The organism is 'Nostoc azollae' 0708, from assembly GCF_000196515.1.
Taxonomy (GTDB): Bacteria; Cyanobacteriota; Cyanobacteriia; order Cyanobacteriales; family Nostocaceae; genus Trichormus_B; species Trichormus_B azollae.
Map to the genome: position 1 here is coordinate 1307316 of NC_014248.1, position 26031 is coordinate 1333346.

Annotated in this window: 38 protein-coding genes and 2 pseudogenes; 12 read left to right on the forward strand and 28 right to left on the reverse strand. The window is 38.1% G+C overall.

Annotated features, from left to right (window positions below; all coding sequences use genetic code 11):
- Positions 1–35: 35 nt before the first annotated feature.
- The 7 genes from lepB to AAZO_RS25975 form a co-directional block, all read right to left on the reverse strand.
- Positions 36–608, reverse strand: a complete 573-nt coding sequence (gene lepB / locus AAZO_RS05910; protein ID WP_013190552.1) for a signal peptidase I — start codon at positions 606–608, stop codon at positions 36–38.
- A 109-nt stretch (positions 609–717) separates the two neighbouring features.
- Positions 718–1050 carry a nucleotide exchange factor GrpE gene (locus AAZO_RS42315; protein ID WP_338027170.1) on the reverse strand — a complete coding sequence of 111 codons (333 nt, stop codon included), beginning with the start codon at positions 1048–1050 and terminating at the stop codon, positions 718–720.
- A complete protein-coding gene (locus AAZO_RS37070; protein WP_013190553.1) occupies positions 977–1246 on the reverse strand; it encodes a hypothetical protein in 270 nt (89 codons plus the stop codon). The genes AAZO_RS42315 and AAZO_RS37070 overlap by 74 nt, the downstream gene beginning before the upstream one ends.
- 423 nt (positions 1247–1669) lie before the next feature.
- On the reverse strand, positions 1670–1852 hold the full coding sequence (locus tag AAZO_RS37075; RefSeq protein WP_228371526.1) for a hypothetical protein: 183 nt from the start codon (positions 1850–1852) through the stop codon (positions 1670–1672).
- A gap of 153 nt (positions 1853–2005) precedes the next feature.
- Positions 2006–2239 carry a hypothetical protein gene (locus AAZO_RS05925; protein ID WP_041639552.1) on the reverse strand — a complete coding sequence of 78 codons (234 nt, stop codon included), beginning with the start codon at positions 2237–2239 and terminating at the stop codon, positions 2006–2008.
- A gap of 727 nt (positions 2240–2966) precedes the next feature.
- Positions 2967–3323, reverse strand: a complete 357-nt coding sequence (locus tag AAZO_RS25970; RefSeq protein ID WP_049790562.1) for a hypothetical protein — start codon at positions 3321–3323, stop codon at positions 2967–2969.
- Positions 3275–3562 (reverse strand): hypothetical protein, encoded by a 288-nt coding sequence (locus AAZO_RS25975; RefSeq protein WP_049790563.1) that lies wholly within the window; start codon positions 3560–3562, stop codon positions 3275–3277. The genes AAZO_RS25970 and AAZO_RS25975 overlap by 49 nt, the downstream gene beginning before the upstream one ends.
- A gap of 1286 nt (positions 3563–4848) precedes the next feature.
- Here AAZO_RS25975 and psaI point away from each other — a divergent pair.
- Positions 4849–4989: a photosystem I reaction center subunit VIII gene (psaI, locus tag AAZO_RS29010; RefSeq protein WP_013190554.1), complete on the forward strand. Its 141-nt coding sequence runs from the start codon at positions 4849–4851 to the stop codon at positions 4987–4989.
- A 187-nt stretch (positions 4990–5176) separates the two neighbouring features.
- Here the strand turns inward: psaI and AAZO_RS05935 are convergent, their stop codons facing one another.
- From AAZO_RS05935 to AAZO_RS05950, 6 genes are all read right to left on the reverse strand, one after another.
- Positions 5177–5296: a photosystem II reaction center protein J gene (locus AAZO_RS05935; protein ID WP_013190555.1), complete on the reverse strand. Its 120-nt coding sequence runs from the start codon at positions 5294–5296 to the stop codon at positions 5177–5179.
- A 54-nt stretch (positions 5297–5350) separates the two neighbouring features.
- Positions 5351–5470 (reverse strand): photosystem II reaction center protein PsbL, encoded by a 120-nt coding sequence (locus AAZO_RS29015; RefSeq protein ID WP_081462709.1) that lies wholly within the window; start codon positions 5468–5470, stop codon positions 5351–5353.
- Positions 5471–5479: 9 nt separating this feature from the next.
- Positions 5480–5617, reverse strand: coding sequence for a cytochrome b559 subunit beta (psbF, locus tag AAZO_RS29020; RefSeq protein WP_013190556.1), 138 nt, complete (start codon positions 5615–5617; stop codon positions 5480–5482).
- A gap of 9 nt (positions 5618–5626) precedes the next feature.
- Complete coding sequence (gene psbE, locus AAZO_RS05940; protein WP_013190557.1) at positions 5627–5875, reverse strand: cytochrome b559 subunit alpha; 249 nt, start codon at positions 5873–5875, stop codon at positions 5627–5629.
- A gap of 119 nt (positions 5876–5994) precedes the next feature.
- Positions 5995–7017 carry a photosynthesis system II assembly factor Ycf48 gene (locus AAZO_RS05945; RefSeq protein ID WP_013190558.1) on the reverse strand — a complete coding sequence of 341 codons (1023 nt, stop codon included), beginning with the start codon at positions 7015–7017 and terminating at the stop codon, positions 5995–5997.
- Between the two features lie 191 nt (positions 7018–7208).
- On the reverse strand, positions 7209–7553 hold the full coding sequence (locus tag AAZO_RS05950; protein ID WP_013190559.1) for a rubredoxin: 345 nt from the start codon (positions 7551–7553) through the stop codon (positions 7209–7211).
- Positions 7554–7748: 195 nt separating this feature from the next.
- On the opposite strand from AAZO_RS05950, the gene ndhC reads away from it, so the two are divergent.
- The 5 genes and pseudogenes from ndhC (at position 7749) to AAZO_RS37095 (ending at position 10857) form a co-directional block, all read left to right on the forward strand.
- On the forward strand, positions 7749–8111 hold the full coding sequence (gene ndhC / locus AAZO_RS05955; RefSeq protein WP_013190560.1) for a photosynthetic/respiratory NAD(P)H-quinone oxidoreductase subunit C: 363 nt from the start codon (positions 7749–7751) through the stop codon (positions 8109–8111).
- Positions 8102–8836 carry a photosynthetic/respiratory NAD(P)H-quinone oxidoreductase subunit K gene (ndhK, locus tag AAZO_RS05960; protein WP_013190561.1) on the forward strand — a complete coding sequence of 245 codons (735 nt, stop codon included), beginning with the start codon at positions 8102–8104 and terminating at the stop codon, positions 8834–8836. The genes ndhC and ndhK overlap by 10 nt, the downstream gene beginning before the upstream one ends.
- Positions 8829–9356: an NAD(P)H-quinone oxidoreductase subunit J gene (locus AAZO_RS05965; RefSeq protein ID WP_013190562.1), complete on the forward strand. Its 528-nt coding sequence runs from the start codon at positions 8829–8831 to the stop codon at positions 9354–9356. Before ndhK ends, AAZO_RS05965 begins: the two co-directional genes overlap by 8 nt.
- Positions 9357–9809: 453 nt before the next feature.
- Positions 9810–10609, forward strand: a pseudogene (locus AAZO_RS43395) (IS1634 family transposase); the annotation flags it as partial.
- Between the two features lie 29 nt (positions 10610–10638).
- Positions 10639–10857: pseudogene (locus AAZO_RS37095) on the forward strand (C4-dicarboxylate ABC transporter).
- 67 nt (positions 10858–10924) lie between these two features.
- On the opposite strand, the gene AAZO_RS40985 reads toward AAZO_RS37095, so the two are convergent.
- The gene (locus tag AAZO_RS40985) at positions 10925–11053 is read right to left on the reverse strand and encodes a hypothetical protein (protein ID WP_266888447.1); all 129 of its coding nucleotides are present in this window, start codon (positions 11051–11053) and stop codon (positions 10925–10927) included.
- Positions 11054–11549: 496 nt separating this feature from the next.
- Between AAZO_RS40985 and AAZO_RS34985 the strand changes: the two genes are divergently transcribed.
- Positions 11550–11720 (forward strand): hypothetical protein, encoded by a 171-nt coding sequence (locus tag AAZO_RS34985; RefSeq protein ID WP_187289608.1) that lies wholly within the window; start codon positions 11550–11552, stop codon positions 11718–11720.
- A gap of 568 nt (positions 11721–12288) precedes the next feature.
- Here the strand turns inward: AAZO_RS34985 and AAZO_RS05980 are convergent.
- A complete protein-coding gene (locus tag AAZO_RS05980; protein WP_041639554.1) occupies positions 12289–12534 on the reverse strand; it encodes a hypothetical protein in 246 nt (81 codons plus the stop codon).
- Between the two features lie 75 nt (positions 12535–12609).
- Positions 12610–12834: a hypothetical protein gene (locus tag AAZO_RS05985; RefSeq protein WP_144031246.1), complete on the reverse strand. Its 225-nt coding sequence runs from the start codon at positions 12832–12834 to the stop codon at positions 12610–12612.
- A gap of 1463 nt (positions 12835–14297) precedes the next feature.
- On the opposite strand from AAZO_RS05985, the gene AAZO_RS33395 reads away from it, so the two are divergent.
- The gene (locus tag AAZO_RS33395) at positions 14298–14519 is read left to right on the forward strand and encodes a hypothetical protein (protein ID WP_013190563.1); all 222 of its coding nucleotides are present in this window, start codon (positions 14298–14300) and stop codon (positions 14517–14519) included.
- 109 nt (positions 14520–14628) lie between these two features.
- Here the strand turns inward: AAZO_RS33395 and AAZO_RS05995 are convergent, their stop codons facing one another.
- The 4 genes from AAZO_RS05995 to AAZO_RS06005 all read right to left on the reverse strand — a co-directional run bounded on the left by AAZO_RS05995 (position 14629) and on the right by AAZO_RS06005 (position 17201).
- On the reverse strand, positions 14629–15564 hold the full coding sequence (locus tag AAZO_RS05995) for an alpha/beta fold hydrolase (RefSeq protein ID WP_013190564.1): 936 nt from the start codon (positions 15562–15564) through the stop codon (positions 14629–14631).
- Between the two features lie 165 nt (positions 15565–15729).
- Positions 15730–15987 carry a DUF4112 domain-containing protein gene (locus AAZO_RS42320; RefSeq protein WP_338027061.1) on the reverse strand — a complete coding sequence of 86 codons (258 nt, stop codon included), beginning with the start codon at positions 15985–15987 and terminating at the stop codon, positions 15730–15732.
- Between the two features lie 26 nt (positions 15988–16013).
- Complete coding sequence (locus AAZO_RS42325; protein ID WP_338027062.1) at positions 16014–16232, reverse strand: DUF4112 domain-containing protein; 219 nt, start codon at positions 16230–16232, stop codon at positions 16014–16016.
- Positions 16233–16325: 93 nt separating this feature from the next.
- Positions 16326–17201, reverse strand: a complete 876-nt coding sequence (locus tag AAZO_RS06005) for a YihY/virulence factor BrkB family protein (protein WP_013190565.1) — start codon at positions 17199–17201, stop codon at positions 16326–16328.
- Between the two features lie 118 nt (positions 17202–17319).
- Here AAZO_RS06005 and AAZO_RS06010 point away from each other — a divergent pair, with 118 nt between their 5' ends.
- From AAZO_RS06010 to AAZO_RS40995, 3 genes are all read left to right on the forward strand, one after another.
- Complete coding sequence (locus tag AAZO_RS06010; RefSeq protein ID WP_013190566.1) at positions 17320–17853, forward strand: hypothetical protein; 534 nt, start codon at positions 17320–17322, stop codon at positions 17851–17853.
- Positions 17854–18413: 560 nt separating this feature from the next.
- Positions 18414–18539, forward strand: a complete 126-nt coding sequence (locus AAZO_RS40990; protein WP_266888460.1) for a hypothetical protein — start codon at positions 18414–18416, stop codon at positions 18537–18539.
- A gap of 48 nt (positions 18540–18587) precedes the next feature.
- Positions 18588–18716 carry a hypothetical protein gene (locus AAZO_RS40995; RefSeq protein WP_266888463.1) on the forward strand — a complete coding sequence of 43 codons (129 nt, stop codon included), beginning with the start codon at positions 18588–18590 and terminating at the stop codon, positions 18714–18716.
- Between the two features lie 137 nt (positions 18717–18853).
- Here the strand turns inward: AAZO_RS40995 and thrC are convergent, their stop codons facing one another.
- Positions 18854–19945 (reverse strand): threonine synthase, encoded by a 1092-nt coding sequence (gene thrC, locus AAZO_RS06025; RefSeq protein WP_013190568.1) that lies wholly within the window; start codon positions 19943–19945, stop codon positions 18854–18856.
- Positions 19946–20195: 250 nt separating this feature from the next.
- Here thrC and AAZO_RS06030 point away from each other — a divergent pair, with 250 nt between their 5' ends.
- Entirely contained in the window at positions 20196–20387 is a 192-nt protein-coding gene (locus AAZO_RS06030; RefSeq protein ID WP_013190569.1) for a hypothetical protein, read from the forward strand.
- A 67-nt stretch (positions 20388–20454) separates the two neighbouring features.
- Here the strand turns inward: AAZO_RS06030 and AAZO_RS41000 are convergent, their stop codons facing one another.
- From AAZO_RS41000 to AAZO_RS06045, 7 genes are all read right to left on the reverse strand, one after another.
- Positions 20455–20580 (reverse strand): hypothetical protein, encoded by a 126-nt coding sequence (locus AAZO_RS41000; protein ID WP_266888467.1) that lies wholly within the window; start codon positions 20578–20580, stop codon positions 20455–20457.
- Complete coding sequence (locus tag AAZO_RS37105; RefSeq protein WP_228371527.1) at positions 20577–20921, reverse strand: hypothetical protein; 345 nt, start codon at positions 20919–20921, stop codon at positions 20577–20579. Before AAZO_RS37105 ends, AAZO_RS41000 begins: the two co-directional genes overlap by 4 nt.
- Positions 20922–20984: 63 nt before the next feature.
- Entirely contained in the window at positions 20985–21353 is a 369-nt protein-coding gene (locus AAZO_RS37110; RefSeq protein WP_228371528.1) for a hypothetical protein, read from the reverse strand.
- 297 nt (positions 21354–21650) lie between these two features.
- Positions 21651–21821, reverse strand: a complete 171-nt coding sequence (locus tag AAZO_RS37115; RefSeq protein ID WP_228371529.1) for a hypothetical protein — start codon at positions 21819–21821, stop codon at positions 21651–21653.
- 306 nt (positions 21822–22127) lie between these two features.
- The gene (locus AAZO_RS37120; protein ID WP_228371530.1) at positions 22128–22379 is read right to left on the reverse strand and encodes a hypothetical protein; all 252 of its coding nucleotides are present in this window, start codon (positions 22377–22379) and stop codon (positions 22128–22130) included.
- Positions 22380–23834: 1455 nt separating this feature from the next.
- On the reverse strand, positions 23835–25031 hold the full coding sequence (locus AAZO_RS06040) for a 4-hydroxy-3-methylbut-2-enyl diphosphate reductase (RefSeq protein WP_013190570.1): 1197 nt from the start codon (positions 25029–25031) through the stop codon (positions 23835–23837).
- Positions 25032–25092: 61 nt separating this feature from the next.
- Positions 25093–25983, reverse strand: coding sequence for an SGNH/GDSL hydrolase family protein (locus AAZO_RS06045; RefSeq protein ID WP_081462710.1), 891 nt, complete (start codon positions 25981–25983; stop codon positions 25093–25095).
- Between the last annotated feature and the right edge of the window lie 48 nt (positions 25984–26031).

The following is a 26031-nucleotide window of genomic DNA, read 5'->3' on the forward strand; positions in this document are numbered from 1 at the left end:
CTAGATGACTAGCAACTTGAGTTAATAACTAATGACTAAATTAATCCGATGCGGTCTAGAGGCCAGAAGCGGAAAGTGGCGCGACCGATGAGATTTTTGCGGGGTAAGAAGCCCCAGTAGCGGGAGTCATTACTATCGTTGCGGTTGTCTCCCATGACGAAAAATCCGTCTTGGGGAACTGTAACTGCTGGAAATGGTTGATTTGGGGGTTCGGCGATGTAGTCTTCTTGTAAGGGTTGACCGTTGAGGTAAACTTTACCTTGAGAAACACTAATTACTTCTCCTGGCCGACCGATAACGCGCTTGATCAAGGCTTGGTTTTTGTCATATCCGCGACGTTGTAATTCTGGTGGTGATTGAAAAACAACGATATCGCCGATTTTGGGAGGCTGAAGACGGTAGGATACTTTTTCGACTACTAAGCGATCCCCTGTGTGTAAGGTTGGGTACATTGATTCTGATGGGATTAACCGGGGTTCGGCGACAAATGTCCTAATTAGCAATGCTAAGGTCAGTGCGATCGCTATTAAGGTAAAATTTTCTTGCCAACTACTCCATTTTTTTGACGCTGTGGCAGTTTCTTGAATATTACTTTCGTGAGGATTCATAGAATTTCTCGGTGAGTTTAAAGTTTGAACTATCTTGACTATTGTGACTCTAAAGGTAGAATTATTAGTAATTTTTGTTCTGTGTGAACCCATACAAATAATCTAAATATTATTTTAGACTTTCATTTATACTACCATCTACACTTAATTCTAAATTTGGTTCTACTTTAGCAGTCATTACTTCTGTAGGGCGCAAAATTCTCTCTCCCCACCGAAATCCACGACGGACTATTTTCGTAATTGTTTGGTCTGGAACATCTGTTCTTTCTTCCCGATCAATTACACGACATAGGTTAAAATCTGGTTCTGTACTTTCTAATTCTATGGGTATGAGTTGACGTTTTCCAAGTACGCTAAGAAACTTGCGATTAACTGCGGCTATGGAACGGGGTAGGCGTTCTATAAATTCTGGACTGGGCTTTAGGGTTGTTGTGCAGATAATCTAGTAATGCTTCTAATGCATCAGCAACTTCTAAAAGTTCTAAAAATAAGTTTTCTCTTTCTGCTGTATTTTTGGTTTGCTCTTCTCGTAAAGATTCCTGTAAAACAACATTTTCCTTTCCGACATTACCAAGATTTTCTATGAGTAAATCTCGTAATTCTTGGTTTCTAAAATAAGTTGGATTTAAGTCAGACACGGGGACTCTCTTTAGTTAATCTTGCTAAAATTTTGTTAGCCCAAGTGTTGACTTGGGGATGACTATGATGAATCAAGGAATTACAAAGGGCGATCGCTCTCTATAATTATCCACCCATTTGATAGGCTTTAATCAACCACATTGTAGCTTGCAGATAATTTTGCCTATTGCGTTCTCTACAACTATGGCAGTAGTCCTCCAAGTATTTTATCGCTTTTGGGTAACGTCCGTCTTGACAAGCTGCAAGGCCTTCGCTGAATAATTCTGATAAGGGGAGTACTAAGGTTTCGGGCTCTAGGTTTTCTGTTGGTTGGCTTATGCACTCGCTAAATCTAAACCGTCAAATTATGATCATAAAGTTAAGGTAGGTGCTGGTTGATTTAAAGGTGATAAATCACTATATTTGAATCCTTTGATAGTTGGTCATATGGGATGGAAATAATCAGCAATAATTCTTTCTTCTGATTTCATCAAGCTTTTTTGAGCTTTAGCAATCACATCTACTGGGTATTGCTTGCGCTTCATGGCTAAAGTGACAGCTTTGCTAATTTCTACTTTCGATGCGGATTGAGATACACCTAATATATCGTATGGGTTATTTTCCATACCCATTCCAAAATCTAAAATCTAAAATTAAGTACGTCTGTGGGAAAAAACAGAAGTATGTAACAAAAATTAAAATCACCAAAATCCTTTTCCCTGTTACCTTTTGCCTATCATAAAGACAATTTTGAACGCCAACCTACTTACTCTGACTTTTCAACACAATTTTAAACCTCGGGAAATTTCTTGAAATCCTCGTTCATTTGGAAAAATTTCATAAGCCCAACGTCGTAGTTGTACCATAACTTTTGGGTCATATAAACTACCTTCTTTTAATCCATTAATTAATATATCTATAAAAAACTTAGCCACAACATAACGAATTCGTTCTCGTTTTGAATGTCTAGCTTTTCTCACCATTTCTTCATACTGTCTAGTTTTCAACAGCAAATTAATTTCTTCTAATTTATGATTGAATTCAACACTTTCTATAATAGACCTCTTGCAAAATTGTTTCTGTGGTATGATAGAGAGTTTTATAATTTATGTATTTTTGGTGTTCTTTGGGCTGGCTAATTCAAACATAACCGTGTAACTCTAACTTTTGGCTAAAACAAAGACAAACCCTATTATAACATAAGATTAATTCTGCAAGAGGTCTAATATCATTAAAATAGGGATTAGTGTTATCAATTGTTTTAATTTCTTGCAGCTTTTTCAGGGCTTGATTGAGATAAATTTATTCATCAACAAATTTATGTCTGATTTATTCTGCTTTATATTCAGCTAAATAACTGCGAGAATACGTAATATCTATAAGATACTACCACAATGGAGGAAGTTCTAGATTTTCACGAAGTTCTGATATAATTTGACGTTGATAATTACAAAGTTTATCTAGTTCTTCTTGCCAATCTTGATTCTCTTTAATTTCTACTTTTGCTCGCTTGAGTTTTGGGATTGCTTGTTGCCATTTTCGTTGTTGTAGATAATAGTAAAATTCAGAATAGGCAACGAAATCATCAGCAAATTTTCCAACTCCAGTAGTCGGTTGAGTTGTGGGTTTAATTTGAATTGCTCTTTGACTGTTTCCTTCTAAGCAAGCGGCTACAGCTAATCTCGTGTATAAAGGGAATGAAGAATTTTCTGATGAGGTTTTATATAAGATAATATTTTGTCATTGGGAAATAAACCTATGATAACAGGCTTGAGTGATAAATACATCATTGAATTGGATTCCTGATTTGGCAGGTTCTCCCATAAATCTGAGTGCAACTATTTCCCAACGATAGTGAGCGTGCAGATTTAAATAACCCTCAGTATTATTATCTTTCACAATATTACTTGCTACTGATAAACGGCGTTTTAATTCTAAAGATACTGATGAATAATCTACAGTTCGATTCCCCAACCTATGAACATCTTTGAGGGTATAATCAGCGGTTAAATTTGCTAGGGCTGTGGATAAGGCGATAATGAAATCAACTAATTTATAGAGATTTTTTGGAAATAGAAATAAGTTCCTACTTTCCAATTGTGCAAGGTAATGATATTAGGCTTAACAATCCAGACATTTTTAATTTCATTAGCAATATTGTCCCAGTTTAAATCTTTCCAAACTGCGGCTTCTAAACTTGGTTGAATATACTCTTTCAAATTACCTTCAACTAAAGCATTAGTGCCAATCTTTTGAAGAAATTGTGTACTTACTATTTTCGCTTTCTCTAAGTTTTCAGCCTTGACTAATGCTTCAGTTTCGTGTAAAAATAGCAACCGTTTATGTTTAGCAATGCGTTTAATAATTTCTCGTTGCTCAGTTATTGATTCAGCAGATACTTCTTGCCATGCTCGATAAGCTAACTGTAATTTTTCAGTTTTTTTGGCTGGCTTTCTTGAGGGTATCCAGGATAATCATTCAGTTCTCTCCTGACACTTGGGAATTTTTAACTCTTCCCCCGGATCTATATAGTAATCTTTGCGGTTTTGTAGTTGGGGATTGGCTTTAACTATCTTTTGCCAAGCATTACCTTTTAGACAGAATCTTTCAGCAATTGCACTGAGGTTATCTCCTGGTTTGACAATAATAATGTAGATATTTAATGTTGGTAATTTTGGAATAGGAGTATTTTTTAGTGATTTATATTTACTAACTACCGTAGAATTAGGAACAGAAGTATTTGCATTATATAGACGGGGTTACATGATCAAGAAACTTGCTCCGAGTCCCAAATTCATACCTATCATTAGGCTCAATAAAGCAACTCCCAAATTCCAACTACTAATTTTTTTTGTAGTGGTTTTTTTCTATTGGGACTAAATTATGGACTGTGCGAATTAGAGAAATATCAGTATCACAATTAGGACAAATGTCACCTGCAAGTTCTTGATATCCACACACAGGGCAGTTAAGTTTAGTATTCATTTTGTGAGTCCTGTCACAATCCTATTACTAGGTAAGTTTTGATTTAGCCAATGTTGTCCATCTGGTTGTAGTTCACACAAGTTGTAGTTCACGCAATAATATTTACGATTCACTGGTATCACCATTTTCTATCGCTTTGAGCATACGGTAGAGTTTATCAGACATAGCATTTGCTTGGGTAGGTGCAACTACATTAGTTTGTTGGATCCTAAGAACTTTAGCTACAGCAGCAGTTGTAAAAGTTCCAGCAAGGTTAAAACAACAAAAAGACTAACCATCAGTGAACATTTAACAATTTTGGATGATTGCACAGAATCAGCGTTTATTATAAAGTGCAATGCCTGTAGTGGGCGTAGCGAGCGCATGAAATAATGTCTTCATAGTTACCTTAATTTCATCCTTCATCTTCTATCAAATACTAACATCTTGCTGCTTTCCTCAAAAATGTCAGGGATGGATTGAAGAAAAGACGAGTTATATGTGCTATAAGTGATAACTTATCCAGTGAGATTTGAGAGCAGCGAGATTTGAGAGCAAAGTTACTAACTGTTAAAAATCTTGAGAATTTGCAAAAATAGTTAGAATTTTACAGTAAGCTCATTTTGAATTGTAGTGTGACTTCAAAGGATTCTTTATTATGTTAGGCTCATTTTTGCCCTCTATCTTGGCTTATTCTTCGTTCTTACCTTCCATCTTCGTTCCTTTGACTGGTCTAGTTTTACCAGCAGTAGTTTTCGCGTTCTTATTTTTATACATTGAACGTGAAGATATCGCTTAATTAGGTACTGGGGACTGGGGATAATTACTTACCTCTTAATTCCCATTACCAATCACCAATCACCAATCACCAATCACCAATCACCAATCACCAAATTATCCATTTTTACCTGAAAAACCGCCAATCTCTTTGAGAAAGGCGGTTTTTCAAAGTTCGTTTTTGAACGAAAATGCGGATCAGGTTAGTCTTATAAAGAAGAACCTATTCCGGCGTAGGCACCATAAAAGAATATACCTACAACAGTAATTACACCTAAACCTGCGATTGTAGCGACAACCCACAGGGGAATTCTCCCACTTCCAGACACAGTTTTCTCCTCCCTTAACAACAAATCAACAGAAATTAGCAGTGACAGTTCCAGTTAGTTAAAGAAGTAACTGGAGAAAAGAATCCCTAGAACGAAAATTAGTAGAAGTCCCAGGTACAGAGAAGTACGGTTTAACTCAACTGGTTGTTGATTAGGATTTGGGGATCTTTCCATGAGTTGCTCCTAGCGTTGAATAAACTGCATTGCGGCGATCGCGCCCAAAAAGAAGACAGTTGGCACACCTAAAGTGTGAACTGCAAGCCATCTGACCGTAAAAATTGGATAGGTAACTGGTTGATTGATGTTATTGCCGCTAGCCATGATTTCAAATTACTTTCCGATAAATGTTTCTACTTGCTTTTTAGCTTCAAAACGGTTTTTCACAATTGGTACTTCTTGACGTACCTGGGTGAAATACTCATTAGGACGGGGTGTGCCAAAGGCATCATAAGCCAGTCCAGTGCTAACAAATAACCAACCAGCAACGAATAAAGCTGGAATGGTGATGCTGTGAATTACCCAGTAACGAATACTGGTAACAATGTCCGAAAATGGACGCTCTCCAGTGGTACCTGACATTTAAGTGACTACCTTCACAAAAACTACTATTGAGTTTATTATCCTACAAAGTTTAGAAAGAGTTACAAGTTGCAACGTTCTTCTCAGAAAAGGTTATCATCTCTTAACCCACCTTGTAACTAAGCAGCCTCTGGTTGGGATGATGAATTGGCATTGGGGTTATATTTGAGCAGAATGCCGTGATCGCCAATAATAAAACCTTGATCAGGGTTAAAAAATACAATCTTGTAAAAATTAGCAGCGACTCCTTCCACTTCACGGTCTTTTTCCCAGGTTTGACCACCGTCGGTACTGCGTAGCAAATTGCCGCTACCACCACCAATCCAGATTTCTTCAGGTGTACGATAGGCTAAATCTAGTAAACCCCAGCTAGTAGCTAACTCTGGATATTCTACATCCAACCACTCATCAGATTTAGTCAAATCACTAAATTTAACTTGACCTCCCCGTGCTAATAACCATAATTGGCCATTACCAGCAAAACCCATATTTTCTAAACGCCTAGAACTATTGCGGTTATGGGGATCCCAAGCAGCTTGTCCTGGTTCCCAGACAGAGTAAAAACTACCTTTAGAGGAAACAGCAATATACTTACCATCAGGCGAGCGCTCCAAGTTACGCACCACACCAACAGCAGCCTCTACTTGTGCCTTCCAGTTTTGACCACCATCTGTAGTTTTATAGATAGCTCCCACATCAGTAGCCATTTCTGCTGTATTTTCACCCAAAGCAGTAATCAAAATTGGGCTACCAGGTAACTTTTCATTCAAGGGCAGACTCGACCAAGATTTACCTTCATCAGTAGTATGCAGCAATAAAGAAGGTTCTCCAACTATCCAACCCTCTTTACCTGCAAAACTTACTGAATCAAATCGAGATTTTGGCTCATCAACTGCTAGTTGTAGCGGTTGCCAAGTATTTCCACCATCATTAGTTTCCAACAGAGTCGCATTACTACCCACTAAATAACCATGGTTAGGGTTATCAGTAAAAGCAATATCGAAAAGTTTCGCATCTGTTGGCACATTAATAACTGCCCAGGGATTATAGCTAACAGAGGGAACTTTGCTACAACCTATAGAGGCTAGGACTACTATGAGTGCGGCAAATATTCCTTGCCACTTTTTTACAATTGAATGCATCAGTATTTCTTAGTGTTTATCTAAATTTGCGGAAGTCTTATTTAAGATGAGACGGAATAGGAGTTTAGGAGTTCAAGGAGTATAGCTATTTGCGTGACGACGTAAAAGTCATACACCAAGCTGTGCTATCAGGAGTGAGATGGTGATTCTTTCAGATCCCCAGTCCCCAGTCCCCAATCCCCAAAGCAGTTTCACTGTAAGCCGTAAAGACTGATAAAAAACAAAAAGCCAAGGGTTAAAGCCCCAAATATCAATATGTTCTTTTGCCCTGGTGTAAGTTTATTCACACCTAAGCCGTAACCTAAGTTTTCTTTGAAACCAGATGCCGTACCCGCAGCCCCAATATTGGCAAAAGCCACCTTTTTAGCGCTACAAACTGGACAACGCCAATTGACAGGCAATTCTGAGAAAACCGTCCCAGCAGGAATATCATACTTGTCGTCTCCCTTCTCCGGTTCATAAACATAACCGCAGGAGCGACATTCATAACGGTCTAAAACCTGAGTTTCAAGAGCTTCTTCAGCTTGTGCGCTCATGGCTGGGTTCTCCTAGAGGGGAAATCTTAAAGATACGTTAAAAATTATGACATAATTATTAGACTTTTCTATAGCTCTCAAAACTGAATCAAATACAAGCAGCACATCTGTTTCCCAGATTTCAGAAAACCCTAAAAGATATAATGTAAAAGAAACTCACAGCTTTATTTCCACCATCAGCGGTAGATATCCATTGTGTTTGTCCTCAAAGGTTACGAATATCTTCTAGGCTTCTTCCTCCTTTGTAGCCTAGTACCAGCCCTGGCGCTTTCCGCGTCCAAACTCCTCAGACCTAGTAGCTTCAGCCCGGAACGGCGCACAACTTATGAATCCGGCATGGAACCCATCGGTGGTGCCTGGATTCAATTCAATATTCGCTACTATATGTTCGCTTTAGTCTTTGTTGTCTTTGACGTTGAGACTGTTTTCTTGTACCCGTGGGCGGTAGCTTTCCACCGTTTGGGTTTATTGGCGTTTATTGAGGCGTTAATTTTTATTGCGATTCTCGTAGTCGCTTTAGTTTACGCATGGCGTAAAGGAGCTTTGGAATGGTCTTGAATTCTAATATAACCACTCAGGACAAAGAGCTAATCATCAACCCCATTGAGCGTCCTACAGTTACTCAAGAACTGTCAGAAAATGTCATCTTGACTACCGTTGATGACCTCTACAACTGGGCGCGGCTTTCTAGTTTGTGGCCGTTGCTATTTGGTACAGCTTGCTGCTTCATTGAATTTGCAGCTTTAATTGGTTCTCGTTTTGACTTTGACCGTTTTGGGTTAATTCCCCGTTCTAGTCCCCGTCAAGCTGATTTAATTATCACTGCTGGTACAATTACCATGAAGATGGCTCCTCAATTGGTGCGTCTTTATGAACAGATGCCCGAACCTAAGTATGTAATTGCTATGGGTGCTTGTACAATTACAGGCGGGATGTTCAGTGTTGACTCGCCTACAGCTGTGCGCGGAGTTGATAAGCTAATTCCGGTGGATGTGTATTTACCTGGTTGTCCTCCCCGTCCAGAAGCGATTATTGATGCAATTATTAAGTTGCGGAAGAAAATCGCTAATGATTCGATGCAAGAACGGGGTCAAATCAAGCAAACCCACCGCTATTACAGTACAACTCACAGCATGAAGCCAGTACCAGAGATTTTAACTGGTAAGTATATGCAGTCAGGAACTCGCTTCAATCCACCCAAGGAACTGACCGAAGCAGTTGGTATGCCTGTACCACCAGCATTGCTGACATCCAAGACAAAGGAGGAAGAAAAGCGTGGCTGATGAAGAGTCTAAGATAGTTCCAGCAGCTGAAGAGTCTATAGTTCCAGCGGGTCAGGTTTCCCAGTGGTTAACTGAAAATGGCTTTCACCATGAATCTTTGGCCCCCGATGCTAATGGGGTAGAGATTATTAAGGTAGACGCAGATTTTTTGCTTCCTACTGCTACAGCTTTGTACGCTTACGGGTTTAATTATCTCCAGTTTCAGGGAGGTATTGACTTGGGTGCGGGACAGGAATTGGTCAGTGTCTATCACTTGTTGAAGGTGAGTGATAATGCTGATAAACCTGAAGAAGTCCGGGTGAAGGTATTCTTACTTAGAGACAATCCAACTGTGCCTTCAGTGTACTGGATTTGGAAGACTGCGGACTGGCAAGAGCGCGAGTCTTACGATATGTTGGGTATTATCTATGAAGGTCATCCCAATTTGAAGCGGATTTTGATGCCGGAAGATTGGGTAGGTTGGCCTTTACGCAAGGATTACATCTCACCTGATTTCTATGAGTTGCAAGATGCTTATTAGGTAGTGCTGAGTTTTAATCTTTGATCAACCCCTTTCCGGTGGCGGAGAGGGGTATTGTTTAAGGGGGCGACAAAGAAGTTAAAGATGTCGCTGGATAAGCATCATAGCCCTCAGCCCCTCATGATAAGCAGAAAAATACCTGCTTATTGCGAACGGAAGCCATCATTTCCAGAAGCAATTCCTGACACTCATATAACCCACCTTCCGCACCCTAACTGTACCCTAACTGTCACAGATAGTAGTACACAAAAACTAAAGCTCCTGCAAGGAAGAAAAGGCTTAATGAGAATAGTATGATTAAAATGGTAATAGAGTGAGAGAATAAAGTTTTGTAAATAAGATAAAAGAAAAGAAAATGTAATGATTTAAAAATTAAATTAGAACAGAAGAAGAAATGATTTAATCACAACAGGAGTTGTGGATAATTCTGTTGTGAAATCAAAGCTTCAAAAAATGGAAATTCAAAAGCTAGACCATTTAGGCATAGTAGCAGGAATAATAGACGCCATAGGAGTAGTAGAAATAACCGTTGGAATTGGAGAGAAAGTAAGTCCGTGTCATGTAGTAAAAGCCATGATAATAAACTGGTTAGGATTTGTATAAAAACCCTTATATATGTTTCCCCAAGATTTTGAAATAATCCCCTGTGACCATCTAATAGGACCAGGAGTAAAACCAGAATATCTCAAGGATGATAAACTGGGGAGAGTCATGGATAAACTATTGATAAAAGGATTGGATAGAATATTTTTTATTGTCGCCTTAAAAGCAGCAAAAAAATTTGGAGTATCCCTATGAGCAGGGCGTCTAGACTTATCATAAATGCACATACATTGGCAATATAATACCAGCTTACCAGAAGTGATATTTGAGAGTCAGAAACTAGGAAATAATCAAGAAATAGAAGAATTAGCAGTAAAATCACCAAAAGAAATAACCATCACCTACGGTTATTCTGGTGACCATAGACCGGAGTTAAAACAGTTCATCATAGAAATGATATGTTCAGGAGTATGTTCAGGAGATGGAGACATACCAATATTTTTATAACTAGCATCGGGAAACCAAGCAGATTCACCATGCTTTGGTAAAATAGCAGTAGAGTACCAAAAACAATTAAAAGTTAACTAAAAGCTAACAGTCTCATAGTAGCGGACTGGGCCTTATATACAGAATCAAATCTGAAAATGATGTCAGATTTAAGCTGGTTATCTCCAGTGCTATTAAGCGTAAAATCAGCGTCCATAATTTCTTTTCTTACTTCAATCTATTAGTCTAAGTTATGATTTATCTCTTGAATATCTTCATTTATCTGTTGACTCCTCTGGGCGGTGTTCTTTCTTATTGCTCCTTATTGAGAATAGCTTTTGATGCTATTTTTGGTGCTTTACTGTTTCTCTAATGCCTTTCTTCACTACATATGTTCCTTTTTATGCTCCCTTGGATTTCTCCTCTCCGTAATTTCTCCCTGTGGCAGTTTACGGTGCGGAATGTGGGATAAATGAAGATATTCAATTATGCCCCTACAAACCAATCTAAAAAGCACTATGTCTTTTTCTACTTCTCCTTTAACAAGGACGACAAACACAAGATTCTTGTCTAGACAATTGGGTTTTTTGACCCTGCAACCATGCGGAGGTCATGGACATAATGAGTTGCTCACGATTTTTAACCACTGCAAATACCACCCTTGACAATTTCCCCTTTTCCTTAACTTGTCACCAATGCTTACTATAGACAAAACTTGGAATTTAATGTTAAGAACGATGATTGTATGATTTTGAATTTGACTGCTAAGACTTTGAGCGATCGCCTAGAATAAGATTAGTGGTCAGCCCTTGCGCGAATTTCTCTGGTTTGACAAGTTGGTATTGCAGCTGAAAATCGATGATAAATTGCTCTACTGTATCAATTCTATCTTTCTTTATGAAAGATAGGCTTTTAAGTGTAGGTTCTCTGAAATTTTCTACTGCTCAACTTCATTTTAGTCACGGTACTCTTTGTAATCAGATACCTCTGTATTAGACCTGTCCGGAAAATTAACTTGGTGTCAAAACAATGGTAGAACGGAATGTAGAACGGAATAGGGAATTTTGACCGTCTACCAAAAGGAAAAATACACTTGATTATATTCAAGAATACCCACATCGTACAAAAAAAATACTGGGAATAACTAACCATCAGTTTCAAGACTTGGTAGAAGTAGGAGAAAAAGGACCAAGCAATGATATTAGCTTATTTCGAGAGCAACAAAAGAAGTTCGATAACAACCAAATGTTTGGAGGAGATAAAGTATATCAAGGAGGAAAGAATATTAGCCCAACTTATAAGAAACCACGTAAAGGAGAATCAACCTCAGAATAAAAGGCAGGAAACAAAGAGTTTTCCACCAACGGTATTTTTGTTGAATAGGTCATTAGACTTGTAAAAATATTCCTTCCGGGTACCTCAACAAAGATTTACCCTGAATTCCTGAATTTACTCACAAGTGATTCTTACTATTTGTGGTTTAGTCACATTAGTAATCGGTTCATTAGTTTTACCCATTTCATAAATGTTATGGATATGAGGTCAGTTATGAATTTGTCATCAACATCTTCATGGATATTTCGTATAACTTACTATTCCCAACCCTGATTCTTTCCTTGGCTCTTTCCTAATCTTAACACTATGGAAAGCCAGACACAGACTCCTTTGTAAATTTTCGGACCTCTCTATTAGGTAAAGCTTTTTTCAGACCCTCAATTTCTCCTTGGGGCGCGTCACTGTCAAATCGCAAAGTTTGTAAAAATGGCATTTCGAACAAAACTTCAGGAATGTGTCCAGTCCCCAAGCTCGCAAGATTTAACAATTGTAGACTAGTCAACTGACTTAAATAATATAGTATTTTTATACTATTATCCGAATCATAGCAGCGTAGTCCTTTTAAATTCTACAATTTGCCAATACTCTCAGGTAACTTTTTCAGATACAAGCAATTTATCTTTAGCTTCTCTAAAGGTGACAGTTCCCCAATTTCATCTGGTAGATAGTGAGCAAAAGTCCCTACAATCTCTAACTCTTGCAATTGGTGCACGTGACCGATTTTCGGGGAAACAACACAGTCTATGCCAGATTTCACACTGAACTTCAGCTTTTTTAGGTTTGTCAGTTCAAAAATAGGCTCTGGTACTGCCATGAATCCACAATGAAGCAGCTTTATTTCTTCCAGAGAACTTAGTTACGAAAACTCAGCAGGTAGGTCTTTGAGGTGTTACATATTCTCTAGGATTAATTGTTTCAAGTTACTCGATCTGCCAAATTCTGCTGGTAAATATTCTAATTCATCTATGTTTAGATATAGCCATTTAAGATTAGTTAACTGACCAATATCTATTGGTAAACACTTGGTTCCTTCCAAGTATAAGCTTAGTGCTTGAAGATTTTTTAACTGACTAAGACCTGTAGGCAGTTGTGCTAAATATGCATAGCCTGACAAATTTAATATCCCTTGTCTAGCTTCAAATCTCAACAAGGTACGACAGATTTCTACCAAAATGAAGGTGGTGTTTCTTAAGCAAAAACTCACTATTCCTTAATTAGTCCAAAGTAATACTGCTATACTAAAAGTATTCATCTCTACTTCTGGAAAATCGAGAAAATTATTTTCCATCCAAATAATTATCTTCATGAAGTTCCCACGGATTATTATCTCACTCTTCCTGCTCACACGGACTCTCTCAGTAAATATATTTGGCTGTTTTAATTAGCTTGGGTCTAGCACATTTACTCAAAAGATTTTTCAGTCTATTATGTAACCATATAACGCTATTTCCTACAAGGTTTTCTTCCGGAGTATCTTCTTCATAAAAAGTATAGGTTGCAAATTTTGGTTAAAAGAAAATGCGGAAATTATGTTACATCTTCCTTGTCAATGGATAGCTGGAAGTTAGCACAATAATTTCTATAATTCCATTTTTACCTCTTTTATCCATCTTGAAACTATCTAATATTTTATACCTAGAACTCCCATTTAACAGAATTTTCTATGGTAATCAATACCTGCTTATTTGATTACTGAGCTAAGCAGCTTATTCCCACCATCCACAAATTATTGAATGCAAGTCTTCTTAGGATATTTTAAGAAGATACTTTGTCTTGGTATTTTATTTGTTTGATGTGATTTATTTTACTTTAATTCCAGAAAAATATTTTAGCCATATCTGTGATTGGCGTAGCTAAAAGTACAATTTTTGCCTCACCTCAGAAAATCCCGTTGCTCCCGTTGGCATCTTTGGTTATTACCAACTCATTTATATTGGCTACGTAGCACAAATACAAATGGCAAAACTAGCAGTAGTGGTCAGTATAAAAACAAACCCAACATCCTCTAATCTCAATAATCCTACACCTTGATGGTTAATGTTAGCGATCGCTCTTAGCTGCGCCTCTAGTTGCTTGGTTATTTATCGCTTACTCAAACTTCCCCAGCGGGGTTAAAAAAGTGTGTAGGGGAAAAATAACTTATTGCCTTTTTTGACTGATAACTGATAACTGATAAAAGTGCCAACTTGGCAACCAATCGCTAAAACACCAGGTTAAATTGATAAAAGATAAACGACTAAAGGGTGTTGTTATCAGGGTCTATTATATCAATAGATTAGTCTAAAAAAGATATTTCACAAGTCTTTTTCATCGACATATAAAGCAATCTACACACACTTTTCCGAGCTATTAGTTCAGAAAAAATAATAATCAGGTTTCACATTTGCTGCAACAGGAATATTAATAGCATATAGTCACTGTCGTTGACGTACAATTTAGCCCCCTAAATAACGGGCAGTGTCTATAAATATATTCCTCAACGCTCCAGCAGCAAATGTAGAGTGGGAGATAAATGGCGCTTGGTATGCCTACTCCCACTCTTCTTTTATTGGTAAGTAAGTGGGCAAAATTGTCGTTATGACAGGACAAAAGGTCAACCAGCTCGGTCTTGCAGAGCAACTGCGGTGGAAGGGTTTCCCCCATGTACGCGCTTCGGCTTCCCCCAGGCTTCGACTGGAGAACCCGAAGGGCAAAAGGCAAAAGGGTTTTGGTGATTTTACTTTTTGTTACAAAGTTCTATCTTTTCCCGCTAACTTACTTACCTGGGCAAAATTAATTAAACATTTTTGGGAAAAATAGAAATCTCTGTCTTGCTTATCTTTTCCCTGTTAAGATTTCCCTGTTCTATCCTCTAAATTTACAATTTATTTCGCACGACTACTTAATTGTTAATTGGGGAAATCACAGTTCAACAAAAATTCGTATCCTGTAAAAATTTAATAATCTCTGCCTTCACTACTTCAGAAGCACCTGTTGATGCATCATGATAGCAGTTGTGCAGAAGTTGAAAGCGTGAATTAGGAATATTTTGATGCAACTTCTCACCGTGACTAGCAGGAAACCAACTGTCTTGATCACCCCATAAAATTAGAGTTGGACATTCAATAGCACAAAGATTATTTTGAATCTTTGTCAACATATTTGGTTTTTTGGCTTGTAAATTTTCAACTTCCTTAACTGCTATTTGTAATTCTTCAGCCACCTTCACTAAAGTCCCCGGAATTTCAATAAATGGGTAGGTTATCCAATAAACATCTTCCTCTGAGAGAATAGAAGGATCAAATAAAACTCTCCGTCTTTCTATAGCTATGAGTTCTCTAAGTATAGGTGCAAACACATAAGCTAGACGCAAAAAATCAATAGTCTGGATAATTTCCAGTGGAGTTTGAGCAAGTAATCCCATCACCCAATGGGGTAGTTTTTCGGTAAAAATAGGCGCATTTATTACTACTAACCGATCAATTAAATGGGGAGATTGTCCAGCCAAGGCTAAAGAAACTAATGCACCTAAAGATTCAGCAATAATTACTGGTGGTTTATCACATAAAGCTTGAATTATTCGCTCTAATTCAATTACTTGATGACCATTTTCTTCTCGTCGTGATACAGGTCTCTCAGAAAATCCATGGCCTTTAGCGTCAAAACAAATTACCCGGAAATATTGAGATAATGGCTCTATAATATGCCGCCAATTATAACTCCAACTTGCCAAACCATGTAATAAAACTAGTGGTTTACCCGTACCTTTTTCACCATAAGCGATTCGTACAGGATATCCATTAGCATCAGTAATAATTAGATTTTGCCGACCTTTAGGAAAGTTAATTTGCCACCAATCCTTCATATCATTTCTGTTTTAATTTTTATTAAATCTGTTTGGGCAGTACATAAGGAATAGGCCAAGGGAAATTGGATATTACTTTCTTATCCTCCTGCTCCTGAATCCTTACGGAGATAATATCATTATTTACTGACTTATTTAATTTAATTTAAAAATATAATCATTAATTTAATCGCCAGTTAAGGCTTGCCATAGCATTCCTTTTATTATCACGGGTAGTGGTATTAAAACAATGGCCAATAGGAACAATCCCCCAATAGAGAGAATGATAAAACCATTATCAGCTTTCTTTCTCTCACCAGGAGTTTTTAAGTAATCTCCTAATAAAGTGATGTTATAATTATTTGCTTTCCAGACAAAATCAAATAAGTTTCCTAACATGGGGACAGCACCAACTAAGGCATCAATAATAATATTTACAACCATTCGTTCTCAGGTAGCTCTCCATATACCTAGCGGCGCTGATTCGATGATAATGAAAGAGAAAATATCAATCCTAAAACATCACCACCGACAGGTATCAATCCCAAAATAGGATCTGAACTAATACCAACTTGAGTTCCGGTAATGGTAATAGCATTATCCAAAACTTTACTAATTTGACGCAGACGTTTTAATTCCTGTGCATAAGCATCAGACTCTATGTATATTTTATTGGGAGAATTAGACATTTTTTAGTTATTGGTGATTGGTAGTTGCTAATTGCTAATTGCTAATTGTCAGTTGTTATTCTCCGCCAGTCCCCAGTCCCCAGTCCCCAGTTCCTATTCCCTATTTTTCATAGATTCACTAACAATTACATTTAATTGCTTCCCAACTAGGAGAACAAAGGCACCCATCCACAACCACAACATTAATACTATAAAAGTTCCCACTGTGCCGTAAACTTTATTATAATTTCCAAAATTGGTGACATAAAAGCGAAATAGGGCGGAAACTATTGCCCAAAATATAGCTGCTAAAACGGCTCCTGGCATCAATGGGGTGCCTGGTTTCCACAAACTCGGTCCATAACGATAAACTAAACTAAATGTGGCAGCAACAATAACTAAGGCTAAAGGCCAAAGTAACAGTTGCCAAATATGCAATAAGAATGCTAAATAACCATTACCACGTATCAATATACCCAAAAGTAAATCACTAATAAATACTAGAAAAGAAGCCAGTATTAAAAGTAATATAGTCCCAATTGTTAATCCTAGAGAAATAAGTTTGGCCTTCCAAAATGGTCGCACATTTTCTGGAGAAATTTGTTCTATTTGATCAAATGCGGTCATAGCGGTACTGACTGCACCAGAAGCTGTCCAAATTGCGATCACAAAGCTGACAGAAAATAAACCTCTATTTTTAGACTCGGCAATTTCTTTAGTAGCAAATTCACTAATTAAACTCCATGCTTCTTCGGGTACAATCTGACTCAGTTGCATTGTTGCCTGAATAAAGGTGTTTTGCAAGGATTCTGCTACTAAACCAATGGCTGTCAGCACAGCAATAATCGCGGGAAACAAGGATAACATGGCATTAAAGGCAATTTCTGAAGCCAGTCCTAACAGTCTCCCTTCCATAGTCCTGTCCATGGTTTTCTGAAATGTACGCCAATTGAGGTGGCGAAAGAACCTGATCCAACGATGCTGGGGCATATATATCCAATTCAAAATACAGAAGATATTTGTAAATTATTTAGGCTCGCTATTTATACGGTAAAATTTTTCACGAGAAGACAGAATTATTTAATACTTAATACACTTAACTAAACTAATGACTGACAATATTTATCAAACAGCTCATTTAACACAAAAATGGTTAGCCGAAATTCAAGCCCTGAGACAGCAGATGGCTGAACTACAACAAAAACGTGATGAGGCCTGGGAAAGTTCACAAAAGTGGCGACAACTATATAATACTGAATCAGAACAACGTCGTGCAGAAGCCAAGATACACCAACAAGCGTTAGCGAAGCGATCCGAAGGAATCGTATCTGTAAAAGCTGAACTGCAACAATTCCAAGGTATAAACGTTGACGCAACTGCTGAAACTACTACTACAGCAGTTCAGTCAGAACTATCACAACTGACATCTGTAGAGGAGTTAAAAGCTAAACTTGTGGCAGTTACTAAAGAACGCGATTACCTAATTCAAGCTTTGAAAACAGAACAAGAAAATCATGCTCAAACCCGTAACAACCTAACCACAGCTTTAGGTGATGCTATTGACAGTTTAGCAAAGGCGCGAGCAGCAAGGATAGCAGGGGAAGCAGTAGAAGCAGTAGAAACTGGCGAAATAAGTCACTAAAGAGTTATCAGTTATCAGTTATCAGTTATCAATTACATATCAGTCATTTGCTGCTTCTTCTTACTTTTTATTCGCAGCCCAAAAAATAGCAGTATCTTTATACTCTTTCAACATTGGATCGGCCCTAAGAAGTGTAATCTCCTCCATCTGTGCGTGTGCAATTAGCATTTGATCAAAACGATCTCCATGATGTAAGGGTAAACTAGCCGTTCGTAGTGCATGAGAAGCGGTAATTTCCAAATATCTTGCACCTAACTGCACCATGCAGCTAGAAATGTAACTGTCTAATGGTTCTGGTAATGGTCACTTACCAATTGCAACTTTTATCCTCCTCGGAAATATCCTGGTAATAAAAAATGATGGTACAAGGAAATTTGCCAACAAATAACTTTGAATTATGGCGAAGCTTACGTAGTGCTGAAATGGATTATTGTAGAGCTCGTTGGGGGTTTTTCAGTCACTCAACAGATAAACAGTTAACAATTAGGCAAGCTCTCAAGAGTCCATCAGATAGAACCACTACTGTGAGAATACTATTGTAGTTAGAAGTAGAAGAAAGTTTGTCGTTGTTCAATGAATTAGTTGATCTAGCTAGTGTTGGTCATTCAGATATTGAACTAGTTAGAGAAGTTTTACTTTCGTTACCTAAAGAGTTTTTACTAGCTAATTTTGAAAGAAGTGCTTAACCTGTATTAATTAATGCAACTCAGGATGCTTATGAAGAGTATAGACGTTTGCTTGAACTGTACCTTGAAATTGACCCTGATTTAACACATGGATTAGCTATTAGAGCATTACAAAGTGACGATGAAGATATTCTCGAAGCTGGTAAGGATCTTCTAGAGTTACTTGATAATAGCTGACTTAGAGACTATTTATAAAATAAATCTTAAGTAGGGTGTGTTATTGCGTTAGGCGCTTTGATAATTTTTCCTCATGATGAATCATATAGAAAATATGCGCCTAACCGTTTAGACCCCAATTTACAAACAGCAAGTTGCTAAAACCTCATTGCTTCAGCTACAGCTTTTAGGTCTGCGGGAATACCTTGTTTAAAATGACTGTGACTGTGTTTAATTGCTGTATCTGGGTCTTTCAAACCATTACCTGTAAGGACACAAACCACTGTTGCACCTGTGGGAACTTGGTCTTTTACCTTTAACAACCCAGCTACAGAAGCTGCACTGGCAGGTTCACAGAAAATACCTTCTGATGATGCTAAAAGTCGATAAGCGTCGAGAATTTCTTCGTCTGTGACAGCGTTAAAACTGCCTTGACTAGCGGTTTGGGCTGCACTCGCTTGATCCCAACTCGCAGGATTACCAATACGTATTGCTGTGGCTAAAGTTTCAGGATTTGCCACAGGTTTACCACTTACCAAAGGTGCAGCACCAGCAGCTTGAAAACCCATCATTTTCGGCAAGCGATCGCACTTCTGATCTTGATGGTATTGACAAAAACCCATCCAATATGCTGTGATATTCCCCGCATTTCCCACCGGAATACACAACCAATCGGGAGCATTACCCAAAGCATCCACCACTTCAAACGCGCCAGTTTTCTGCCCTTCCAAGCGGTAAGGATTGACAGAATTTACCAAAGTGATGGGGTAATGATCCGCCATTTCCCGGACAATTTCCAGCGCCCGGTCGAAATTTCCCTTAATAGCTAGTACCTCAGCCCCATAGAGTAAAGCTTGGGCTAACTTACCCAAAGCCACATAACCATCAGGAATCAACACAAAGGCATTCATCCCCCCACGCCGCGCATAAGCAGCAGCAGCAGCTGAAGTATTGCCTGTACTAGCACAAATTACTGCCTTAGCCCCGGCTTCCTTAGCCTTGGTAATCGCCATAGTCATACCCCGGTCTTTAAAACTGCCGGTGGGGTTTAGTCCGTCATATTTAATAAATACCTTGACTTGTCTGCCAATGCGTTCTGCGAGCGCTGGCACTGGAATTAAAGGTGTGTTACCTTCCAAGAGAGTAACAACTGGAGTGCTTTCGCTGACAGGCAAGTATTTACGATAGGCTTCTATCAGTCCGGGCCAAGGTTGGCGATGAGATTTAGCAACAGACAAGCTCAAAGTCACGGGATTAAAAACTTCTTAACTAGAGATTTGAGATGGGAAAATGGGATTTTGTTGATAGTGTCAATCACTTTACCACGCTCAGGGCGATGTGATCTGAGGAACACAGTCACTCTAATCGTAGTCTCTTATGATTAAACGGCAAACCTATCAGAGTATGTGATTAAAAGTATACGATGTTTTAAGAAAGCTTAATATGACATTATTATAATATCTCAAATGGTGTGAGCTAAATTTGCAAATGAGTATAACCATGTCCACTTTGTCATCCAGTGTTACCAGTTGCGAATCCCATAGCGAAATGGTCAAGAAGCTAACCAAAGCCTATTATCGGGACGATCAGCAAGAAAAATTTATGGATTTGCAAGCAGAAGTAGATTCTTTACTACAACAGTTACAGAACATCAAAAGTCAAAGACTAGAATCTTCTAGCCACGAAGAATAAATCAAAAAATTCAGCTACTATTCAAGGCGCTGATTAGTTTCTGACCAGCGCCTTAAGCTCCTATACCTTACCTTAAGCTGCTATATATATATTCAGTATTTTCTACCAGTAAAGCCAGAGACTGGTCACTATTGAGTTTAGCGATCACAGTCAGCGTTTGCCGAGATTTAGCAACGAAATCACTATAAATCACCTTTTCAGCAACAAAATCACAGTCCGGGGGCGTATCTTATCTTCTCCCACACTGGAATCTGCATTGACTGGCTGAGTCAAAGCAGTTATATCCGAACCAGAAATAGTCAAAACTACATCAACCTTACCGTTATTAGTCATATCAATCATCTGCACAGGCGAATAGACCTCTTGCAAAATTTTTGTTCCATCATGAAATGCACTCACATTTACCTGAAACCACACTTTATCAGTCGGTATTTTTAAATCCGATTGAGGAGGTATAGATAGCCAATCAGCATTATTAATCTGAGTAATTTGTTGCACTCCACCAATCATTTGACTTTCATGATCATTCGTCACCTCATTATTGAGTTGTGCTAACAAATCTTGCAGATAATATAACGTTTCCTCATTAATATTTGGTTATTCCTGCAACCAATAATTAGCACGTTTTTCTCCACTCTGCACCACTAACATTAAATAAGCCCAAGCTAACACAGCACGTCTACTGGAGTTAAGCCGTAACACTACCGTTGTCCGATTCCATAACTTACCTCTATCTGCTTTGAGTAAATTAGAAATTTCTTGACCATTATGGGGTAAAGCTGTCAAAACCTGTAAAGCTTGTTCCCAAGGAACATCAATTAAATATGTCATCACTTGTTCACTGGGATTAGCGCAAGTTTTATCAGCTTGAATTTTGGTAAATTGGCAATGGAGGCGAATTAAATCAATTTGCGTCTGGACAGACTCTAGACAAGGCGTTTTTCGCTGTTTTTGCAGAGATCTCAACCAAGCGTAAGCGGGTGTCCAAAGTCCATTTCTAGCCAGTGCTAAAGATTTTTGATAAGCAAAATCATCAAATTACGACTTGAGATCAACTGGTACTAATATCAGCGAATTGCTAATTAATTCACTAGACTTGAGTTGATATACTTGCAATTTTGGCTCTAAATTTGCTGTTTGGTCTATGACGAACTCTTTTGCATCACTACCTGTTACTTATTGCCATTTAGGTAGTTGAATGTTAGGATCTTTCCAAGATAAAATTTGCTGTAAATTACGGATTTTGGGGTTGTAGTGAACTATTTAAGCATAAGTAATTTGGTTATCTCCTTGCTTGTGTTCACCGCGTAAATAAAACCAAAACTCTGGTGATAATGGAGAATCTTCAAAAGCTTTGATCTCAGTTAAAGGTAAATTAATTTTTTCTCCTTGCTTCTCTAACTCTAAATAATTTTTATCCAAGGGAGATTCCACAAAAGATTTTGCAACCCCAGTGATAGGAATTTATGTTACCAGATGGTACTATGTTTCTGGTTGAAATTGGAATTCTAAATCCTCGGTACGTTGATAGACCCATAGTTCTACTAATTCTTGACAATCAGACTGACAATTATTGCGTTTTTGAAAAACTGGTAATAAAGAAGAATTTCGTTCCTGATTATCATCATTATTGACAACCTCTAAAGATAGACTTTCCCCAGGAATCCGGTTTTGTTTATTTAAGGCGAGTCAAATTTCTGCAAGGGTTTGGGGGATCTCTTTTTCATTGAAAGGGATTTGCTACCAGGTTGGTAAAAATTCATTCAACCAGCTTACCTGTTCTGGATTAAATATGAAGAGAATACTAATCCAGCCAGCAGCGATAATTAGACCAGCACTGCTAAACAAAGTAGTCAGCATCAAGGTTGACAACAACCAACTGCGCCATCGAGATTGTTTTTGAGTTTTTTTAGCTATCTTTTGTTTCGCATCAGCACCAGGGTGATTTATGCGAGTCGCTTTTTTCTTCAGCTTGCGCAAGTGCTTGGCCATTTTAGTTTTCAGTCAATGCGGAAAGTCTCTAGGGCTGAGTATTTTGGGAGCATCCCAATTTTGCAAAAATATCATAAATTGTCATTGTGTTAGCGAAGCGTGGCGTAAGCCATAGGGAATGGAGTGCAGTGTATCCCTTCGCGAACATTGCGCTGTGCTTCATACCCTGCGGGAAGTAAGCTACAGTATGACAATAAACTTAGACATTTGGGATAGTCCCAGTATTTTTAATACTATACTCCTGCTTTGATATGCACCACAACTATAAAGTTTAAACTTTTACAGTTTATCAAAAATGCACAATTTATCCGGTCTGCGTTAGGTAATTTAGCGAAAATTCTTTCGGGGTAAGGTATAGGGGACAGAATCATGAATCATGATCAATACCAACCATTAACTATTACCCAATGCTTACAGACAAAAAAGGTTTGGTGGTTAACCAAACCTCGCTATAAATCCAGTGCATAACAACATCCCAAACCAATTTAGCCTGTCTGGTTTTCTGGTAGCATCTTCCTAGAGGATGTATGCAAATATCCTAAAAACTGATAAGAGTTAATACTGCCACTAAAAAATATGTTGGTGTGGCAATGCAAAACTTCTCCATAGCTGAATTTTTACGCAAAAATAAAGGACGGGGGGTTATCCCGTCCGCACTAATAGCTTGAAAGTGGCAATACACCTTGGAATATGAACAAAATAGTAGAAATAACATTCAATAGGTTGTCAGGATAGCAAATGAAGTCAACAACAAGAATGAGAATTTAGCCCTTAACTGTTGTTTTATTCATTATTAATTCCCACAATTTTGATTAACATAACATATTTCTTTTGTCACTCTCTGCCAAAATGGCAAATTCTAAAAAGCGTAAAAATTTTAGATTTAGGAGTTATTAATCAGCTGTTATATTGATGTATCAGGCATTTTCACGCAAAAGATAACAGAAAAGACGGGTTCAACCCCGTCTTCCGTATAACAATTAAAAACATCTTGGTAATTTCTGCAATATATCAAGTTACTTTGCCATACGAGTGCCAAAATGGCAAATACCAATTAAAAATTTGTAAAGCTGTTATCTAATTGACAACTGATATAATTCGTAATCATACGTTATGCATAAATATGGGTGATAGATATAACCCATATTATTCCGCACTTCATTTTGTAATATATAAAGATTATGAAAATTGGGGTTAATGGTCGTTGAATAGCGATAGCTTTGCTCGCCGTAGGCATAGCCAAAGGACTATAACTCAAGGGGAAGTAATATGTATCAGGGTTTTCTTGAAATGCTATAACCCCCAATTATGGGGTGACTTTGAAAATTCTTTTCACCCGAGAATTGGGGGATTTAGGGGGCTAAATAAGCTGAATTAAAATCTAGACGGCAAGAGATTTTTACTCCTGACTCCTGACTCCTGACTCCTGAATTCTTACTTAGAAATTACGAATTATCAGGTTGCTTTTAAGGTAAAAATTCTCTCAATGATATCTTCTACAACTTTATCGGGAGTAGAAGCACCAGAGGTTATTCCTACAACAATTTCTCTTGGTGGAAGCCAGTTTTCTGTTGTTATTAGTTCTCCTGTTAATTGCCGATGTTCGATGGCATTACCTGATTTGATGCGTTCAACAGCATCAATGTGATAGGAAGGAATATTTCTCCCAAATGCAATTTGTTGTAGTTGAGTTGTATTTGATGAATTAAAACCACCAATTACTACCATTAGATCTAGATTATTTTCGACTAATTCCAACATGGCATCTTGGCGTTCTTGGGTAGCATCACAGATGGTATTAAAGCTTTGAAAATGCTGATTTAGTTCGGCTGGTCCATATTTCTGCATCATGGTTTTCTCAAAGAGTTTAGCAATTTTCTCGGTCTCACCTTTCAGCATGGTTGTTTGGTTAGCAATACCGACTCTTTCTAAGTCTTTTTCGGGATCAAATCCAGCCGAACAGGCTTTTGCAAATTTAGCTAAAAACTCTTCACGCTTGTCACCATTGAGAATGTAGTTAATTACATATTCTGCTTCTTGTAAGTTCAAGACTATTAGATATTTACCTGCAAAGGAACTGGTGGCAACTGTTTCTTCGTGTTTGTATTTGCCATGAATAATGGAAGTATATTCACCTTTTTTGTGTTTTTCAACTGTATTCCAAACTTTGGAAACCCAAGGACAAGTTGTATCAACAATTTGACAACCTTTATCATTTAAAATCTGCATTTCTTGGACGCTGGCACCAAAGGCGGGTAGGATGACTACATCGCCTTGATCAATAAGAGAGAAGTCTTTTTTATTAGCTTCTACAGGGATAAATTGGACTTGCATTTCCTGCATCCGCTGATTCACTGAAGGATTGTGAATAATTTCGTTGGTAATCCAGATGCGTTCTTTGGGGAAGTGTTGACGGGTTTCATAAGCCATTGCTACTGCACGTTCTACTCCCCAGCAAAATCCAAATGCCTGTGCTAGTCTGATGGTAACATTGCCTCTTTGGAGGATGTAGTTGCGATCGCGTATTTCTTGAATTAAGTTACTTTGATACTCAGACTGCAACTGAGTGGCAACTTCTATTTTGTGTCCAAACCCTTTACGGTTGTAGTTTTCTGAATGTTGTAGACTACGTTTAAAAGCTTTAGTATCCATTTGAGTCTGACTGCTAAAATCACTATTTCTTATTTTCTCGTGCTAAGACACAATTCAGTTATCAGTTATCAGTGGTTATTCTGTCCTCTGAATGCTCTACTCTATGCCTATTTATGCCTATAGCCTCCTGAACTCCTTCTGAATTGTTATAAATCTGCAATGCAGTCCGCCAAATTAGATAACCTTGCGGATTGAGGTGTAAGCCATCAGTGGTAAATTCCCGGCGTAGATCACCTTGTTTGTTGGTGAAGAGGGGATGTAAGTTTATATATTGGACATTTTGTTGAGTAGCTATCCTTTGTAGTTCCTCATTCAATTTCTGAATACGACGGTTGGGGATAGCCAGGAGTTTTTCCCGTCCCTCCCATCTTGCTTCTTCTCCCCCATGAGGCAAAATCGACTGGACTATAATTTCCGTTTGGGGATGATTCCTACGGAGATAGCGGATAATTCGTCTTTGATTGGTTAAGATTTCCTCATCACTTACACCGCGAATTAGATCATTGATTCCAATCATGACTAAAATGCTCTCTGGCTGGGTGTGGTCAAATAAATCTAATCTTTTTAATAGTCCATCGCTGGTTTCGCCGGATATTCCCTGATTTAGCCAATTTCTGTCTTCTGGTAATAAATCAGGTGGAAACCACAAACTCAAAGAATCTCCAGCCAATATAGTTAACTTTTCAGGGGGTTTTTGGGCGGTTGCGTTGGCTTCTTGTTTGAGGATGTCTAGCCATTGGCTGTAACTAAGTTTATGCCGGGGTCCTAATTCCGGTGCCAAAGAAGGGGTTGGAGAGTTGAAGTTGATTGCTTCTGAGGGGTTGCTGTTTGCATAAGCGGTGATTAGTTTCTGCTGTCGCCAAATTAGCAAGATGATGGCTAACATCAGGATACTGTTGGTTATCAGCAAGAAAATTCCCCAGATAGGAAATGGTTTTACAGAAGTGGACACGACTAAAAAATTAAAAGTTGAAAATTCAAAATGGGTTCTGTGGTTAGA

Coding starts and splice junctions, on each gene's coding strand:
- AAZO_RS05995 (WP_013190564.1), bottom strand. CDS start 15,564: ATGAAGGATTGGTGGCAAATTAACTTTCCTAAAGGTCGGCAAAATCTA.
- AAZO_RS06010 (WP_013190566.1), top strand. CDS start 17,320: ATGACTGACAATATTTATCAAACAGCTCATTTAACACAAAAATGGTTA.
- psbE (WP_013190557.1), bottom strand. CDS start 5,875: ATGTCAGGTACCACTGGAGAGCGTCCATTTTCGGACATTGTTACCAGT.
- AAZO_RS37075 (WP_228371526.1), bottom strand. CDS start 1,852: ATGGAAAATAACCCATACGATATATTAGGTGTATCTCAATCCGCATCG.
- AAZO_RS29015 (WP_081462709.1), bottom strand. CDS start 5,470: ATGGAAAGATCCCCAAATCCTAATCAACAACCAGTTGAGTTAAACCGT.
- AAZO_RS05945 (WP_013190558.1), bottom strand. CDS start 7,017: ATGCATTCAATTGTAAAAAAGTGGCAAGGAATATTTGCCGCACTCATA.
- AAZO_RS06005 (WP_013190565.1), bottom strand. CDS start 17,201: ATGCCCCAGCATCGTTGGATCAGGTTCTTTCGCCACCTCAATTGGCGT.
- psbF (WP_013190556.1), bottom strand. CDS start 5,617: ATGGCTAGCGGCAATAACATCAATCAACCAGTTACCTATCCAATTTTT.
- AAZO_RS05950 (WP_013190559.1), bottom strand. CDS start 7,553: ATGAGCGCACAAGCTGAAGAAGCTCTTGAAACTCAGGTTTTAGACCGT.
- AAZO_RS33395 (WP_013190563.1), top strand. CDS start 14,298: ATGACAGGACAAAAGGTCAACCAGCTCGGTCTTGCAGAGCAACTGCGG.
- AAZO_RS42325 (WP_338027062.1), bottom strand. CDS start 16,232: ATGTCTAATTCTCCCAATAAAATATACATAGAGTCTGATGCTTATGCA.
- AAZO_RS06030 (WP_013190569.1), top strand. CDS start 20,196: ATGTCCACTTTGTCATCCAGTGTTACCAGTTGCGAATCCCATAGCGAA.
- AAZO_RS37120 (WP_228371530.1), bottom strand. CDS start 22,379: ATGGCCAAGCACTTGCGCAAGCTGAAGAAAAAAGCGACTCGCATAAAT.
- AAZO_RS06040 (WP_013190570.1), bottom strand. CDS start 25,031: ATGGATACTAAAGCTTTTAAACGTAGTCTACAACATTCAGAAAACTAC.
- AAZO_RS42320 (WP_338027061.1), bottom strand. CDS start 15,987: ATGGTTGTAAATATTATTATTGATGCCTTAGTTGGTGCTGTCCCCATG.
- lepB (WP_013190552.1), bottom strand. CDS start 608: ATGAATCCTCACGAAAGTAATATTCAAGAAACTGCCACAGCGTCAAAA.
- psaI (WP_013190554.1), top strand. CDS start 4,849: ATGTTAGGCTCATTTTTGCCCTCTATCTTGGCTTATTCTTCGTTCTTA.
- AAZO_RS05980 (WP_041639554.1), bottom strand. CDS start 12,534: ATGGCAGTACCAGAGCCTATTTTTGAACTGACAAACCTAAAAAAGCTG.
- ndhK (WP_013190561.1), top strand. CDS start 8,102: ATGGTCTTGAATTCTAATATAACCACTCAGGACAAAGAGCTAATCATC.